Origin of the sequence: Sphingobium yanoikuyae (assembly GCF_034424525.1) — a bacterium.
Classification (GTDB): Bacteria; Pseudomonadota; Alphaproteobacteria; order Sphingomonadales; family Sphingomonadaceae; genus Sphingobium; species Sphingobium yanoikuyae.
In genome coordinates this window covers 4,513,629-4,530,118 of record NZ_CP139979.1, presented here as the reverse complement: position 1 = coordinate 4,530,118, position 16,490 = coordinate 4,513,629, and the positions used below count along the sequence as shown (strand labels likewise).

Annotated in this window: 13 protein-coding genes and 1 riboswitch; of the genes, 1 reads left to right on the top strand and 12 read right to left on the bottom strand. The window is 66.8% G+C overall.

Annotated features, from left to right (window positions below; all coding sequences use genetic code 11):
* Positions 1–778: 778 nt before the first annotated feature.
* Positions 779–1,114 (bottom strand): hypothetical protein, encoded by a 336-nt coding sequence (locus tag U0025_RS21010; RefSeq protein ID WP_004209508.1) that lies wholly within the window; start codon positions 1,112–1,114, stop codon positions 779–781.
* Between the two features lie 271 nt (positions 1,115–1,385).
* On the opposite strand from U0025_RS21010, the gene U0025_RS21005 reads away from it, so the two are divergent.
* Positions 1,386–3,230 (top strand): ABCB family ABC transporter ATP-binding protein/permease, encoded by a 1,845-nt coding sequence (locus U0025_RS21005; protein WP_004209507.1) that lies wholly within the window; start codon positions 1,386–1,388, stop codon positions 3,228–3,230.
* Between the two features lie 4 nt (positions 3,231–3,234).
* Here the strand turns inward: U0025_RS21005 and bluB are convergent, their stop codons facing one another.
* From bluB to phhA, 11 genes are all read right to left on the bottom strand, one after another.
* Positions 3,235–3,870, bottom strand: coding sequence for a 5,6-dimethylbenzimidazole synthase (gene bluB, locus U0025_RS21000; RefSeq protein ID WP_004209505.1), 636 nt, complete (start codon positions 3,868–3,870; stop codon positions 3,235–3,237).
* Positions 3,870–4,475: a cob(I)yrinic acid a,c-diamide adenosyltransferase gene (gene cobO / locus U0025_RS20995; protein ID WP_004209504.1), complete on the bottom strand. Its 606-nt coding sequence runs from the start codon at positions 4,473–4,475 to the stop codon at positions 3,870–3,872. Before cobO ends, bluB begins: the two co-directional genes overlap by 1 nt.
* Before the next feature lie 2 nt (positions 4,476–4,477).
* Complete coding sequence (gene cobN, locus U0025_RS20990; protein WP_004209503.1) at positions 4,478–8,197, bottom strand: cobaltochelatase subunit CobN; 3,720 nt, start codon at positions 8,195–8,197, stop codon at positions 4,478–4,480.
* The gene (gene cobW / locus U0025_RS20985) at positions 8,197–9,249 is read right to left on the bottom strand and encodes a cobalamin biosynthesis protein CobW (RefSeq protein ID WP_004209502.1); all 1,053 of its coding nucleotides are present in this window, start codon (positions 9,247–9,249) and stop codon (positions 8,197–8,199) included. Before cobW ends, cobN begins: the two co-directional genes overlap by 1 nt.
* A 177-nt stretch (positions 9,250–9,426) precedes the next feature.
* A riboswitch (cobalamin riboswitch) is annotated at positions 9,427–9,666 on the bottom strand.
* A 30-nt stretch (positions 9,667–9,696) separates the two neighbouring features.
* Positions 9,697–10,074: a Rieske (2Fe-2S) protein gene (locus U0025_RS20980; protein ID WP_004209501.1), complete on the bottom strand. Its 378-nt coding sequence runs from the start codon at positions 10,072–10,074 to the stop codon at positions 9,697–9,699.
* Positions 10,071–10,715: a maleylacetoacetate isomerase gene (gene maiA / locus U0025_RS20975; RefSeq protein ID WP_004209500.1), complete on the bottom strand. Its 645-nt coding sequence runs from the start codon at positions 10,713–10,715 to the stop codon at positions 10,071–10,073. The genes U0025_RS20980 and maiA overlap by 4 nt, the downstream gene beginning before the upstream one ends.
* The gene (gene fahA / locus U0025_RS20970) at positions 10,712–12,004 is read right to left on the bottom strand and encodes a fumarylacetoacetase (protein WP_004209499.1); all 1,293 of its coding nucleotides are present in this window, start codon (positions 12,002–12,004) and stop codon (positions 10,712–10,714) included. The genes maiA and fahA overlap by 4 nt, the downstream gene beginning before the upstream one ends.
* Entirely contained in the window at positions 12,001–13,317 is a 1,317-nt protein-coding gene (gene hmgA, locus U0025_RS20965; RefSeq protein ID WP_004209497.1) for a homogentisate 1,2-dioxygenase, read from the bottom strand. The genes fahA and hmgA overlap by 4 nt, the downstream gene beginning before the upstream one ends.
* Positions 13,310–14,350, bottom strand: a complete 1,041-nt coding sequence (gene hppD, locus U0025_RS20960) for a 4-hydroxyphenylpyruvate dioxygenase (protein ID WP_004209495.1) — start codon at positions 14,348–14,350, stop codon at positions 13,310–13,312. Before hppD ends, hmgA begins: the two co-directional genes overlap by 8 nt.
* A gap of 10 nt (positions 14,351–14,360) precedes the next feature.
* Positions 14,361–15,572, bottom strand: a complete 1,212-nt coding sequence (locus tag U0025_RS20955; protein ID WP_004209494.1) for an amino acid aminotransferase — start codon at positions 15,570–15,572, stop codon at positions 14,361–14,363.
* Complete coding sequence (gene phhA, locus U0025_RS20950) at positions 15,569–16,435, bottom strand: phenylalanine 4-monooxygenase (RefSeq protein WP_004209493.1); 867 nt, start codon at positions 16,433–16,435, stop codon at positions 15,569–15,571. The genes U0025_RS20955 and phhA overlap by 4 nt, the downstream gene beginning before the upstream one ends.
* Between the last annotated feature and the right edge of the window lie 55 nt (positions 16,436–16,490).

Here is a 16,490-nt window from a genome sequence, read left to right as displayed (position 1 = left end):
GCTAACAGCCCCATACTGCCCTCTCCCTCGTCATCATCCCGGATTTGATCCGGATCCATTCAGCAATCCCTATCTGGCGCAGTGCAGAATGGCTCCTGACTGTCGTCAGGATGACGCCTGTGGGGATTGGCAGGCTTCGACCAGATGCAGCCATCGTCACCCCGGCCTTGAGCCGGGGTCCCGCTTCTTTATCTGTTGCATAGAAAAGCGGGATGCCGGGTCAAGCCCGGCATGACGGATATGGATAGGGCGGCTAAAGACCATTTTTGGTCACTCCTGCAGATAATCCTGGACCTGGAAACCGGCCACACTTTTGTGTGGTATGCCGGACGCCGAATGACGGAATCTGATGTTAACCGCCCTTCCGGCGAGCCGAGATGACGTTGTTCAGATCGTGCCAGACCGTAGCGCCTGCATAGGGCGAGACCTGCCAAAGCAGCCCCTCACGTTCTTGTCCGCAAAAGATACAGCGGCTGTATACGTTGTCGAGATTGTGCCAGTTATGAGTTGCACCAAGCCCATCGCAGTCTCGCCCAAAACCTGCGATACCCATGCGTAAAAGGAAGAACGGTAATCGACCTCGCACCCATGTCCGTAGCGCATGGGGGTGATCGCCAAACTCGGCGCGAGCAACGGAAAGAGGCCACATGCAGCAACCTTAGCAGATGTGGCTTCAAGTCTGCTATTGGGGCGATTGCTGCCGGTCGATTTTTCTTCGCGGAGCGTCAGCTATCGCCGGTAATGTCTCCAAAAGCTGACTGACTAAAATCCACCCCTATCACCCCTCCCGTTCGCGCGCCTTGACCTTGCGGACCTCGGCCAGCTGGCCCATCAGGATCGTCAGCGCATCGCGCTCCGCCTGTGGCAGATCCCTGGTCTCGAAATGGCGGATCAGCACTTCGAGCGCGTCGCCGATCCGGCCGATCTGCCGGCCATAGCTCCCCACCTCGTTCAGCACCGTGCGCTCTATGTCCGGGCGTGCCGTCTGGCCGAGCGCGATATTGATGAGGCCGACCTGGCCGCCGCTCTGCGTCCAGGTCAGGGGATTGATCGCCTGCCACAGTCGTTCGGGGGCCAAAGCCATGCTGAAGGGGGCTGCGCTGAAGGGTTCCATGCCGTGCTCCTTGTCGGGGAAGGATGACGGAGGCTAAGCCTGCCATGGCCGCCGTATCGGGGCAAGATGCTGTCCTACAGCAGCCCGCTTTGCTATCCTTGCCACCCGGTTGCCGACTTTTCGATAGGATCGGCGGGGCGCAAGAAAATGTCAGAATGTGCGGGAAATGTGCGAAGTTAAGCGGATGATGTCCAACAAGGGACGCTTTTGCGTGGCTGGCCGGATGGTCGCGCCACTGGATTGCCGCCCGTCATGCCCTAAATAGCGACAAATGCCCCCTGCCACGCCCGATTCCACGCCCCTTCCGCCCGCCTGGGCCACGCTGCGGCGCTTCATCCCCTATCTCTGGCCGGCCGATGCGCCGGCGCTGCGCCGCCGGGTCGCGGTGGCGCTGGCGCTGGTCGCGCTGGCCAAGGTCGTCACCCTCGCCATGCCCTTCGCCTATAAGGGCGCGATCGACCGGATGGCGCCGGGGCTGGAACCGGCCGCCGGCCTCGCCATGGCTTTGGTCTTCGCCTATGCCGGCGCGCGCTTTGGCGGCGTGCTGTTCGACAATCTGCGCAACGCCATTTTCGAGAAGGTCGGGCAGGAAGCCGGCCGGCGCCTGGCCGACGATGTCTTCGTCCATCTCCACCGCCTGTCGCTGCGCTTCCATCTCGACCGGCGCACCGGCGCCGTCACCAAGATCGTCGAGCGCGGCACGAAAAGCATCGACACGATGCTCTATTTCCTGCTGTTCAACATCGCGCCGACGGTGCTGGAACTGCTCGCCGTCTGCGCCATCTTCCTGGTGAAGTTCGGCCCCGGCCTGGTCGCCGCGACACTGGCCATGGTCGCCCTCTATATCTGGTTCACCCGGCTCGTCACCGAATGGCGCAACCAGTTGCGCCGCGACATGGTGGACATGGATACCAGCGCCGTCGCCCATGCCGTCGACAGCCTGCTGAATTTCGAGACGGTCAAATATTTCGGCGCGGAGGAACGCGAGGCGCGGCGCTACGGCACCGCCATGCGCCGCTATGCCAAGGCCACGGTAAAGTCCGAAAACAGCCTCGCCTGGCTCAATATCGGCCAGTCGCTCATCACCAACCTCATGATGGGCGGGGCGATGGCCTATACCGTCTGGGGCTGGAGCCGAGGGCAGTTCTCGACCGGCGACGTGGTGCTGGTGAACACCCTCCTGTCGCAGCTGTTCCGCCCGCTCGACCTGCTCGGCATGGTCTATCGCACCATCCGCCAGGGCCTGATCGACATGGAGGCGATGTACAAGCTGATCGATACCGAGACGGAGGTGGCGGACGCCCCCGGCGCCCCGGCGCTGCAGGTGGCGGGCGGCGCCGTCCGTTTCAACGCTGTCCGCTTCGGCTATGATCCCGAACGCGAAATCCTCCATGGCGTCAGCTTCGCGGTGCCGGCGGGCAAGACCCTCGCTATCGTCGGCCCGTCGGGCGCGGGCAAATCGACCATCGCCCGCATCCTGTTCCGCTTCTACGATATCCAGGGCGGCACCGTGTCGATCGACGGGCATGACATCTCCGCCGTGACGCAGCAATCGCTGCGCGCCGCGATCGGCATCGTGCCGCAGGACATGGTGTTGTTCAACGACACGGTCGGCTATAATATCGGCTATGGCCGCGAAGGCGCACGCCAGGATGAGATCGAGGCGGCGGCCAAGGCGGCGTCGATCCATGATTTCATCATGAGTCTGCCCCAGGGCTATGACACCCGCGTCGGCGAGCGTGGCCTCAAGCTGTCGGGCGGCGAGAAACAGCGCGTCGCCATCGCCCGCACGCTGCTGAAAGACCCGCCCGTGCTGGTACTGGACGAAGCGACCAGCGCGCTCGACAGCCGCACCGAGACAGAAATCCAGACCGTGCTGCGCGACATCAGCCGCAAGCGCACGACATTGGTGGTGGCCCATCGCCTGTCGACCGTGGTCGATGCCGACGAGATCATCGTGCTGGACGCCGGCCGCATCGTCGAGCGGGGCCGCCATGCCGATCTGGTCCGCGCCGACGGTCTCTACGCCACCATGTGGGCGCGCCAGGCGACCGAGCGCGACGACATGCCCGAAGAGCCGGGGATCGAGGACATGTTCGAGGTCGCCCCGCAATAAATGGTCAGCGCTCGCTGATCTGCGCCAGCGGATCGAGCCGGGCCTGCCAGCCCAGCCGGTCCAGCTCGGGCGTGTCGGCGACCGCTTCGGGATGGCCCAGGCATAGCAGGGCGGCGAAGGTCCAGTCGTCGGGCACTGCCAGCGCCCGCGCGACGAAGGCCGGGTCGAGGATCGATACCCAGCCGAGCGCCAGCCCGCGCGCCCGCGCCGCCAGCCACAGCGTGTGGATCGCCAGCACCACCGAATGGAGCCGGGTCTGCGGCATGGTCGCCGCGCCCAGCCCCGCGCCGGCCGATGTCGCATCGTCGCAGAAGACCGCGATGATCTCCGGCGCCTCGCCCAGCCCGTGCAGCTTCAGCGCGCGATAGGCATCATGCCGGGTCGCGTCGGTGATCTGGCTGGTGGCCCGCTCCCGCTCGGCATCGACATGATCGGCCAGCGCATCGCGCAGCGCCGGCGTCTTTACCCGGACGAAGCGCCAGGGCTGGCTGTTGCCGACCGACGGCGCCAGTTGCGCCAGCGTCAGCAGCTCCAGCACCATCGCCTCGTCCAGCGGATCGGTGCGGAAATGGCGCACGTCGCGGCGCCAGGTCAGCAGCTCCGTCAGCGTCGCGCAGAAATCGGGATCAAAGGCCTGCATCAATATTCGATGCCGGCCTGCGCCTTCACCCCGCTGCGGAAGGGATGCTTGATCATGGTCATTTCGGTGACCAGGTCGGCCGCCTCGATCAGCGCCTCGGGCGCGTTGCGGCCGGTGACGACGACATGTTTCATCGCGTCCTTGCCGGTCAGCACCGCCAGCACCTCGTCCAGCGGCAGATAGTCGTAGCGCAGCACGATATTCAGCTCGTCGGCCAGCACCAGGGCATAGTCGGGGTCGGCGACCATGCGCTTCACCTCGTCCCACGCCTCACGCGCCAGCGCGATGTCGCGGCTGCGATCCTGCGTGTTCCAGGTAAAGCCCTCGCCCATCGGCTTGAATTCGACCTGTTCGGGGAAGGCATCGAACACCGCCTTCTCGCCGGTGGTCATCGCGCCCTTGACGAACTGGACCACGCCGACCTTCTTACCATGGCCGATCATGCGCACGACCATGCCCAGCGCCGCCGTGGTCTTGCCCTTGCCCTTGCCGGTATGGACGATCAGCAGGCCCTTTTCCTGGGTCTTGGTCGCCATGATCTTGTCATGGGCGGCCTGCTTCTTCTTCATCTTTTCCGCATGCTGTTCGTCGGTGCGTTCGACCATCGTCACTCTCCTGCAAGCTGGGCGAGCAGCATGCCCGCGCTGTTCGATCTGGGTTTCCACAGGCCGCGTTCCAGCGCCTCGGCCAGCCGGGCAGCGGTCTCGCGCAGGGCAGCGGGATTGGCGTCGGCCATGAAGGCGCGCACGGCTTCATCCTCGATGAAGGCAGCGTGGACGGCGTCGAAATGATGGTCGCGCACCGCATGGGTGGTGGCGGCGAAGGCAAAGAGATAGTCGACCGAGGCGGCGATCTCGAACGCACCCTTATAGCCATGGCGCATGACGCCAGCGATCCATTTGGGGTTGGTGACGCGGGCGCGGACGATGCGGCCGATCTCGTCCTCCAAGGTGCGGATCACCGGCCGCTCCGGGCGGCTATGGTCATTATGATAGCTGAGCGGCTTGGCACCTTTAAGATGCTCGATGGCGGCGGCGATGCCCCCTTCGAACTGATAATAATCGTCGCTGTCGAGCAGGTCATGCTCGCGATTATCCTGGTTCTGGACGACCGCATCGGCCTGGGCCAGACGGGTGGCGAACAGGCTGCGTTCGCTGTCGCCCTCCACCCCCGCGCCATAGGCATAGCCGCCCCAGTCGAGATAGACGTCCGCCAGGTCGGCGCGGCTGTGCCAGATCTTCTCGTCGATCATCGCCTGCAGTCCCGCGCCATAGGCACCGGGCTTCGATCCGAACACGCGGGCACCGGCGCGGCGCGCGGCGTCGGCGGCATCGGCACCATCCGCCACCAGCGCCGCCTGTTCAGCGCGATGCCGGGCGGCGGCGGGATTATCCTCGTCCGGCTCATCGAGCGCCATCACCGCGCGGGCGGCGCTGTCGATCAGGTCGATCTGTTCGGGGAAGGCGTCGCGAAAGAAGCCGGAGACGCGCAATGTCACGTCCACGCGCGGCCGGCCCAGCTCGGCCAGGGTCATCATCTCGAAGCCGACGACCCGCCCCGAACTCCATTCCCAGCGCGGCCGCACCCCCATCAGCGCCAGCGCCTGCGCAATATCGTCGCCGCCGGTGCGCATGTTCGCCGTGCCCCAGGCGGACAGGGCGATGGCGCGGGGATAGTCGCCCTCGCGCTGGAGATAATCGTCGACCAGCAATTGCGCCGATCGCTGCCCCAAATCCCAGGCGACGGCGGTCGGCACCGCGCGGGTATCGACCGAAAAGAAATTGCGCCCGGTCGGCAGCACGTCGGGTCGGCCGCGCGTCGGTGCGCCCGAAGGTCCGGGCAGCACGAACCGCCCGTCGAGCCCGGCCAGCAGCGCCGCCGCCTCGCGCGGACCACAGGCGTCGACGCGCGGCGCCAGATCATCGGCGATCGCCGCCAGCACGGCGGTGCTGGCCGGGCCGACCGGCGCCGCGCCGTCGACCAGCGCCGCCGCCAGCAGTTCCAGCCGCTCGACCATGTCGCCATGGGTGCGCCAAGGGTCTGTGGATAAGTCCGCCAGCGCCGCTGGACGCGGCCCATGCCATGGCGCGCCCAGCACGCAGTCGAGCGGATCGAAACCCAGCCCCAGATCGTCGGCCAGCGCCCGCAACAGCGACGCCTGCCCCGGATGATCCAGGCCGCGCGGCGTGCGCGCCAGCGCGATCAGCAGGTCGCGGCGCAGCCGCCCATCCGGCGAGGCGGTGAAGACATGCAGCCCGTCGCGGATCTGCAATTCCTTCAGCTCGCACAGATAATTGTCGATCGCGGCAAGCGCGTCGTCATCGTCGCCGGCGGCACCCGCATCCTTGTCCAGCCCCTGGCTGCGGGCAAGGTCGATGATATCGCGGCGCAGCCGGTCGAGCCGGCGCGGGTCCATGCCGGCGGCGAGATAATATTCGTCCACCAGCGCTTCGAGCTGCTTGAGCGGCCCATAGCTTTCCGCGCGGGTCAGCGGCGGGGTCAGATGGTCGAGGATGACCGCGCCGATGCGGCGCTTGGCCTGCGTCCCCTCGCCGGGATCATTGACGATGAAGGGATAGAGTTGCGGCACCGGCCCGGCGCAGATTTCGGGGAAGCAGTCGGCCGAAAGCGACACCGCCTTGCCCGGCAGCCATTCCAGATTGCCATGCTTGCCGACATGGACCAGCGCCTGCGCGCCGAAATCCTGCGCCAGCCAGACATGGAAAGCGAGATAGGCGTGCGGCGGCGGCAGCGCGGGGTCATGATAGCTGCTCTTGGGATCGATATTATAGCCGCGCGCCGGCTGCACCGCGATCGCGACATGGCCTAAGCGATGGACGGCGAGGCGAAAGGCGCCGTCGCGCACAAAGGGATCATCCTCCGGCGGTCCCCAGCGATCGACCATGGCGTCGCGCGCGCTGACCGGCAGAGCGGCAAAGGCGGCGCGATAGACGTCGAGCGACAGGCTGACCTCGCCCGGCCGGTCGATCGACGCCCGGTCATTGGTGACGCCGCCGGTCATCAGCCGCATCAGCGCGGCGCCGTCGCGCGGGGCGTCGCCGATCGCATAGCCGGCCTCGCCCAGTCGGCGCAGGATGGCGGCGGCGCTGGCCGGCGTGTCGAGACCCACGCCATTGCCGATGCGGCCATCGCGATTGGGATAATTGGCCAGCACCAGCGCGACCCGGCGCTGCGCCGACGCGGTGCGGCGCAACCCCGCCCAGTTGCGCGCAAGATCGGCGACGAAGGCGACCCGGTCGGGCGCCACGCGCGGCACGACGATGCCGCACTGGGTCCGCGCGTCGAACCGCTCGGCCGCCTTGAAGGCGACGGCGCGGGTGAAGAGGCGGCCGTCCACTTCGGGCAGGGCGACATTCATCGCCAGGTCGCGCGGGCCAAGGCCACGGGCGGACCCGCGCCAGCTGCCTTCCTCGACCCCGGCAAAGGCAGTCTGCAGGATCGGGCAGTCGGCCTGTTCCAATATGCCCGGCACGCGCGGCTCGGACGAAGAGGAGGCGGCAAAGCTGGTCGCATTGACGATGATGTCGGGCGCGATGTCGGCCAGCAGCCCGCCAAGCCAGTCGCGCACGAAGGGTTCGCGCAACGCACGCACATGCACGGCGGCGACATTGAAGCCGCGCGCGCCAAGCGCCGCCACCATCGCATCGACCGCGCTCAGCGTGCCGGCCACCACCAAAGCGCGATAGAAGATCAGCAGCGCCACCGGCCGCCCCTCGACCCAGGTCGCGCGCAGTTCGGCCACGCCGGGCCGGTCATGGCCGGGTAGGTAGAGGCCGGCGTCAGCGATCGGCAGCGGATGGTCGGGCTCGCCCGCATCCGCGCCGGTCAGCCGGGCGGCGCAGCGCAGGAAGGACAAAGCATTGGCGGTGCCGCCCTGGCGCAGATAGTCGCGCAGCTGCTCGCGCATCACTGCCGGCACAGTGGAGGCACGATCCAGCGCCGGATCACCCTCCCGCCCGTCGGCGATCGCGGCGAAGGCGATGCCCCGCTCGCGCGCGACCTGCGCAATCTCGTCCACGCCATAGGGCCAGTAGCTCTTGCCACCGAGCAGGATGACGCAGACGAAGCGCGCCTTGGCGATCACCTTCTCGACATAGAGGTCGACCGAATAGGGATGTTTGAGCTGCAGCAGATTGGCCAGCCGCACGCTCGGCGCGTCATCGGGCAGGCGCGCGGCGGCAGCGGCGAAACAGGCCAGGTCGCTGTCCGCCACGGTCAGGATGACGATGTCGCCGGGCGGCTGATCGAGGTCGATCGCCTCCTCGCCGTCGCTGATCGTTCCCGGCGTGGCGGACAGAAGATGCATCAGCCGAGCACGGCCTGAATGTCGGCCTCGATCGCGGCGCGGTCCAGCCCCTTCTGGCCGATCACCACCAGCTGGGTACGACGCGCTTCTTGCGGCTGCCAGGGGCGGTCGAAGAAATGCTGGATGCGCGGGCCGACCGCCTGCACGACGAGGCGCATCGGCTTGCCGGCGACCGCGACCATGCCCTTGACGCGCAGCACATCATGCCGGGCGATCAGCGCGGACAGCGCCTGCACCAGCGTGTCGGGATCGGCGACCGCATCGCCGCTAACGACGAAGCTGTCGAAATCATCATGGTCATGATCCTCTCCCTCCGCCTCATGGTGGGAGGGGCGGGCGTCAAGATCATCCTCCGCCGCCGCGACAATGCCGAGCAGCGCGCCGATGTCAACCGCGCCATGGGCGGCGCGGACGATCTTCACGCCGGGCCGCGTCTCGGCATCGACCTGCGCCTCGACTGCGGCCAGCGTGTCGGCATCGACCAGGTCGCTCTTGTTCAGCACCACCATGTCGGCGCAGGCGAGCTGATCCTCGAACAACTCCTCCAGCGGGCTGTCATGGTCCAGATTGGGGTCGGCGGCACGCGCGGCGGCCAGCGCCGCCTCGTCGGTGGCGAAGCGACCGGCGGCGACCGCATCGGCGTCGATCAGCGCGACGACGCCGTCCACGGTGGCGCGGGTGCGGATGTCGGGCCACTGGAACGCCTTGACCAACGGCTTGGGCAGGGCCAGCCCCGAGGTTTCGATGATGATATGGTCGGGCGGGCTCGGCCGGTCGAGCAGCGCGGTCATGGTCGGCAGGAAATCGTCGGCCACGGTGCAGCAGATGCAGCCATTGGCCAGTTCGACAATATCCTCTTCAGGACAGGCGGCATCGTTGCAGCCCTTCACCAGTTCGCCGTCGACGCCGACATCGCCAAATTCGTTGATGATGAGGGCGAGGCGGCGCCCCTTCGCATTTTCCAGCAGATGGCGGATCAGCGTGGTCTTGCCCGCGCCCAGAAAGCCGGTGATGACGGTGGTCGGAATCTTGGCAGATGCAGTGTTGGCCATGACAAATACTCGCGCGCCGGAGCAACCGGGGCGGGAGCGAACCGGGCGCGCGCGCACGGCCGGCCGGCATCGCGGACGGGCGCTTGTTCGCCCGCAGATGCGTGACCGCGCGGCTCCAGCCGCCAACCTGTCGCTCAGACGGAACACCGTGCCCCGGCCATCCCCTGGACCAAAGCAAGAGCGACCTAAACGCCGGCAGGTCTCCTGGCTTGCGGGTCATAGCGGGAGGAACGGCCTTCCCAGGCCTCGCATGATTTAGCGTCCGGCCCAGTGGCTGCCCTCCCGGCTGGGGAGGGCGCTGTTCATCACGCTCGCCGCTCACAGTTGCAGGGACAGCTGCGGACTTGGATGCCATGGCATCCGCACCGCCTTCCCATTTTAAGCCCCCGTGGGGGCACCGGCGCGATCATGTCGGGACGATGCGAAGCGCCGTCCCTGGGCCGGTTCCTAGTCGCTTTGGGCAGCGGTGACAATCCAGCCATCGGCGATGGCGAGTGGCCAGGGCGTAAGGCGCTGACCGACGCACGGCCCGCCGACGCAGACACCATCGTCGCGGCGGAAAATGGCGCCGTGCCAGCTACAGCGGATATGGCTGCCATCCGGGGTCAGATAATCATCGAGCTGCTGCGCCAGCGGCAGGCCGGCATGGGGGCATTGATCGACAAAGCCGGCGACCTGATCGCCATCCCGCACGGCAAAGCCATGGAAGCGACCGGCGCGCATCTGCAGCACGAAATTGCGTGCCTTGCCGTCGGCAATCTGGTCGATCGGGCACAGGCGCACGCCCGCCGGCGTCGCGAACAGGCGCGTGTCGGCGTCGCTCATATGTCGGCGTCGGGCTGGCGATCGGGGTGCGCGGCGGCAAAGGCGGGGAGCGCGCATGCCACCGCGTCCACGGCGCACAGCCGCGGAAAGGGCGTCAGGTCGACGCCGAAGCGCCGGGCATTGTAGAGCTGGGGCACAATATAGCAGTCGGCGAAGCTCGGGCTGTCCCCGAAGGCATGGGTGCCACCATGGCGCGCGACCAATGTTTCGAGCGCGGCCAGCCCCTCGCCGGTCCAGCGGGCGATCCAGGCGCGGACCTGATCCTCATCGGCGCCAAAATCCTGCCGCAGCGCCTGCAATATGCGCAGATTGCCGAGCGGATGGACGTCGCAGGCGATGATGGCGGCCATGGCGCGGACGATCGCCGCCTCGCCGGGGTCGGCGGGCAGCAAGGGCGGCTGCGGCCAGCGTGCCTCGATCCATTCGAGGATCGCGCCGCTTTGCGTCAGCACGGTCTCGCCCGCCACCAGCGCGGGCACCAGCCCCTGCGGCGCGAGCGCCCGATAGTCGGGCGCCCGCTGCGCGCCACTGCGCAGGTCATGGGTGACCTGTGCATAGTCGACGCCCTTCAGGGCCAGCGCGATCCGCACACGATAACTCGCGCTCGACCGCCAATAGCCATGAAGGGTGAGGTCGCTCATCGCGCCGGCACGATCATCGCGCGGCATTCGCCAAAGCCGATCGACACATGGCCGGGGGCGGACGCGGTGGCGCGTAATGTCACCTCGTCGCCATCCTCCAGGAAGCAGCGCGTCTCGCCCGATGGCAGGCTGATCGGCTCGCGGCCGCCACTGCTGATCTCCATCAGGCTGCCATAGCCGTCGCGCGTCGGAGCGGAAATGGTGCCGCTGCCCAGCAAGTCGCCGGGCATCAGGTTGCAGCCATTGGACGCATGATGGGTGACGATCTGGCTGACGGTCCAGTACATGTTGCTCGCCGGCCCCTGGCTCAGCCGCATCGGTGGCTGGCCCGCGTCGCGCATCGCCCGGGTGGAGAGATAGACTTCCAGCGTCAGCGCCAGCGCGCCATGGGCCTGGTCGTCGGCATCACTGAGGTAAGGCAGCGGCGCGGGATCGCCCTGCGGCCGGGGCGGCTGGGCGATGCGGAACGGCGCCAGCGCCTCGGGCGTCACCACCCAGGGTGAAATGGTCGAATGGAAATTCTTGGCGAGGAAAGGCCCCAGCGGCTGATATTCCCACGCCTGGAAGTCGCGCGCCGACCAGTCGTTGAGCAGGCAGAAGCCGGCGACATGATCGGCCGCCTCGCCGATGGGGATCGGGCTGCCCAGATCATTGCCGGTGCCAATCCACACGCCCAGTTCCAGCTCATAGTCGAGCCGGGCAGTCGGGCCGACCACCGGAACCTCGGCCTCGGGCGGCTTGCGCTGGCCGCGCGGGCGGACCAACGGATCCCCCGACGGACGGATCGAGGATGCCCGGCCATGATAGCCGATCGGCACATATTTATAATTGGGCAGCAGCGGATTGTCGGGCCGGAACTGGCGGCCGATATTGTTGGCGTGATGAATGCCGACATAGAAGTCGCTATAGTCGCCGATCCGCGCCGGCAGGTGCAGCGTGCAGTCCGCCGCCCGGTGCAGCAGCGGCTCGACCGCAGGGCGATGGGCCGGGTTCGACAGCAGCGCGCTGATCCGGCGGCGCAGGGCGACCCGCTCCGCCACCGGCAGCGCCATCAGCCCATTGAGCTGGTCTTCCAGCAGCGGTGCGCAATCGATCAGCCCGGCGCCGACACAGGCGGCCAGGTCCAATATCGCGTCGCCGATCGCGACACCCGCGCGCGGCGAAGCTCCTGCGGGCGAAAACAGCCCATAGGGCAGATTCTGGATCGGAAAGTCGCCATGATCCTGCGCGCTCGCAACCCAGCTGGTGCGGGCGGGATCATGGGTTTCGTCGGTTTGCCAATAGCTCATGGGGTCTCGTTCATCGGGGGAAGCTGGGCCTTGCGAAAGCCGGACCAGCATTCATCATAATCGGGTTGCAGTAGCGGGCTTTCCATCGCCCAGCGCGTCGGGCGCAGCACCATCCGGCTTTCGAACATGAAGGCCATGGTGTCGACGATGCGCTGGGGCGCAAGGTCGGCGGCGATCGCCTTGTCATAGCTCGCCCGGTCGGGGCCATGGCCGGCCATGCCATTGTGCAGCGACGCGCCGCCGGGCGCGAAACCGCCCGCCTTGGCATCATATTCGCCATGGATCAGCCCCATCAGCTCGCTCATCACATTGCGGTGGAACCAGGGCGGCCGGAATGTGTCCTCCGCCACCATCCAGCGCGGCGGGAAGATGACGAAGTCGATATTGGCGGTGCCCGGCGTCTCGCTGGGCGATGTCAGCACCGTGAAGATCGACGGGTCGGGATGGTCGAAACTGACCGTGTTGATCGTGTTGAAGCGGGTGAGATCATAGCGCAGCGGCGTCAGATTGCCGTGCCAGGCGACGACATCGAACGGGCTATGGTCCAGCATGGTTATCCACAGGCGGCCCATGAACTTCTGTATCAGGGCGAATGGCCGCTCGACATCCTCATAGGCGGCAACCGGCGCCTCGAAATCGCGGGGGTTGGCCAGGCCGTTGGCGCCGATCGGGCCGAGATCGGGCAGGCGAAAGGGCGCGCCGTAATTTTCGCAGACATAGCCGCGCGCCGCGCCCTCGATCAGTTCGACCCGGAAGCGCACGCCGCGCGGGATCAGCGCGATCTGCAATGGCGCGACATCGATCACGCCCAGTTCGGTGACGATGCGCAGCGCGCCCTGCTGCGGCACGATCAGCATCTCGCCATCGGCACAGACGAAGGCGCGGTCGATCATAGAGGCCGTCGCGGCATAGAGATGCACGGCGCAGCCTTGCCCGGCCGCGACATCGCCATTGCCGGCATAGCTGGTGAGGCTGTCGATGAAATCGACGTCATCCGCAGGCAGCGGCAGCGGGTTCCAGCGCACCCGGTTGGGTGAGGGCGGCACTTCGTCGAACGGCGCGCTGCGCAGCAAGGCTGCAGCATCATAGGGCGCGAAGGGCGGATGCGCCGCCGCTGGCCGCATGCGATAGAGCCAGCTGCGCCTGTTCTCCGCCCGTGGCGCGGTGAAGGCCGTGCCGGACAATTGTTCGGCATAGAGGCCATAGGGCACGCGCTGGGGCGAATTGCGCCCCACCGGTAGCGCGCCGGCCACCGCCTCGGTCGAAAAATGATTGCCGAAGCCGCTCATCATCCGGGGCGGCGCGTCACTCATCGACGGTGATCACGCCGCGACGGATCTGGTCCAGCTCGATCGATTCATAGAGGGCCTGGAAATTGCCATTGCCAAAGCCTTCATTGCCCTTGCGCTGGATGATCTCGAAGAAGATCGGGCCGAACATCGTCTCGGTAAAGATCTGCAGCAAGATGCCCTCCTCGCCGACATTGCCGTCGATCAGAATGCGGTTGCGCTTCAGACGTTCCAGATCCTCGCCATGGCCCGGCACGCGCTGGTCGACCAGTTCATAATAGGTCTCGATCGTGTCCTGCAGCCGCACCCCGCGCGCGCGCAGCCGCTCGACCGTGTCATAGATATTGGCGGTGGTCAGCGCGATATGCTGGATGCCCTCGCCATTATAGTCGCGGATGAACTCCTCGATCTGGCTCTTGTCGTCCTGGCTCTCGTTCAGGGGAATGCGGATCGCCTTGTCCGGCGCGATCATCGCCTGGCTGAACAGGCCGGTCGCCTTGCCCTTGATATCGAAATATTTCTGCTCCTCGAAGCCGAAGAGGGTGCGGTAGAATTCGCTCCACACCCGCATCTGGCCACGCTTCACATTGTGGGTCAGATGGTCGAGCAGGTCGAGGCCGACATTGTTGCGCGCTTCCGCTTCCCGCCAGCCGGGATATTCCGCCCAGTCGGCATAGGGATCGCCGCCATCGGGCATGAAATAGAGGTAGGAGCCGCCAATCCCCTGGATCACGGTATCATTCTCGTCGGTCGGCTTGCCGCCATGGTCGAGCGCCCAGCGCAGCGCCGCATCGGGATCGGCAACGCGAAAGGCCATGGCGCTGGCCGAGGGGCCATGTTCGCCACGAAAGGCAGCGACGCGTCCGGCATCGTCGCGATTGAGCATCAGGTTGATCCGCCCCTGCTTGTAGCGGGTGATATTCTTGGTCGGGTGTCGGTGGGTCGCGGTGAAGCCCAGCTGCTCGAACTGGGCGGCCATCTTCTCGGGCTCGGGCGAGGTGAATTCAACGAACTCGAAGCCGTTGAGGCCCAGCGGGTTGGCGGGATCGATGGTCATAACGGGTTCCTCAGGCAGAAGGCAGATGCGGCGAAAGGCCGGCAACGAAGGCGGGGATGGTGTCGAGCCGCAGCCCGGCGATGTTGATGCGGCCATTGCCGGCCATGTAGATGCCATGGTCGGCGCGCATGACGGCGGCGTCGGCAGTGCTGACCGGCAGCATCGCGAACATGCCGCGCTGGCCGGCAATGGCGGCCAGCTGCGGATGGGCCGCCGCCAGCGCAGCGCGCAGCGCATTGATGCGGGTGCGCATCTGGTCCAGCTCGCCCATCCACTCGGCGCGCATCGCCGGCCGTTCCAGGATGGTGCGCACGATCGCCGCGCCATGATCGGGCGGCATCGACCAGATGCCGCGCGCCAGCGCGACGATGTTGGAAAAGGCGAGCGTGGTCAGCGCGGCATTCGCCCCCTGTACCCACAGCGCCCCCACCCGCTCGCGATAGAGGCCGAAATTCTTGTCGCAGCTATAGGCGACCAGCGCATCGGGCACGGCGGCCAGCATCTGGTGCGTGGCAGCGGCGTCCGCCTCCAGCCCGTCGCCCAAGCCCTGATAGGCGAGGTCGATGAACGGGATCAGGCCGCGCGCCGCGCACAGATTGGCGATCGCCGCCCATTGATCGGCGCTGAAATCGACGCCGGTCGGATTGTGGCAGCAGCCATGGAGCAGCAGCACGTCGCCGGCCTGCGCGGCGGCCAGATCGGCCAGCATTGTGTCGAAATCGACCGCGCCGGCGCCATCCAGGAAACGGTGCGAGGCCAGCGTCAGTCCGGCCTCGCGAAAGATTGGCGCATGATTGGGCCAGGTCGGATCGCCGATCCACACGGTGGCGCTGGGACGGGCGCGGGCGATGAGGTCGGCGCCCAGCCGCAGCGCGCCGGTGCCGCCCGGCGTCTGCACCCCGGCAATCCGGTCCGAACCGGCGAGCGGACCAAAGACGATGGCGGCGAGCAGATCGACAAAGCCCGTGTCGCCCTCCGGCCCGAGATAGGATTTGCTGCCCTGCTCGGCCAGCAGCACCGTTTCGGCCGCCTTCACCGCGCGCATCACCGGGGTCGCGCCCGCTTCGTCGCGATAGACGCCGACGCCCAGGTCAATCTTGTCGGCGCGCGGATCGGCGCGATATTGCGCGATCAGCCCCAGCAGCGCGTCGGGCGCCTGGCGATCGAGCGCACCGAACAGGGACCGGCCGGGCGCCGGGGCAAGAAGGGTCGTGTCTGTCATAGTACCTCAGGAGCGCGGGCACGGGCATAGGCCTGGGTGCCACGGGTGTAGATGATGTCGGTGTCGGCGATCGCGTCGGTCGCGAAATCGGGCTGCCCCGCCAGTTGCGCATAAAGCGGGGCGAAGTCGGTCTCGACCGTCTGGCGCAGCAGATCCTCGAAACTGTCGATGACGAAATAGCTCTGCTGATAATCGTCGATGCGATAGCGGGTGCGCATCAGCCGCTTGAGGTCGAAGCCAAGACGATGGGGCGAGGGATCGTCGAGCGCAAAGACGGATTCGCCATAGGAGGAGACGATGCCCGCACCATAGAGGCGCAGCCCCTCGGGCCGGCGGATCAGGCCGAATTCGACCGTATACCAGTAGAGCCGGGCCAGCTGCTCGATCGCGCCCAGATCGGCGGCGCGCAGCCCCCCCTCACCATAGGCCTGCATATAGTCGGCGAAGACCGGGTTCGCGAGCAGCGGCACATGGCCGAAGACATCATGGAAGATGTCCGGCTCCTGCAGATAATCGATCTGCTCAGGCGTGCGAATGAAGCGGCCGGCCACGAAGCGGCGATTGGCCAGATGCTCGAAGAAGACCCGATCCGGCACCAGCCCCGGCACGGCCACCACCTGCCAGCCGGTCGCCTGCATCAGCCGATCGGACAATTCCTCGAAATTGGGGATGCCGGGGCGGTTGATGCGCAATATGTCGAGCCCGGCCATGAATTCGGGCACCACCCGGTCGGGCAGCATGGCGGACTGGCGCGCGAACAGCCTGTCCCACATCGCATGCTCGGCCGGGCTGTAGCGGTCCCACGCCTGCGGGATCGTCCAGTCGGCCGCAGCGCCTGCGGGCGGATCAAGCTCCTCTACCATCACGCCAATCTCTCACAGAGTCGGCGTAATTGCCTTTCAATCGGGCAGGATTTAT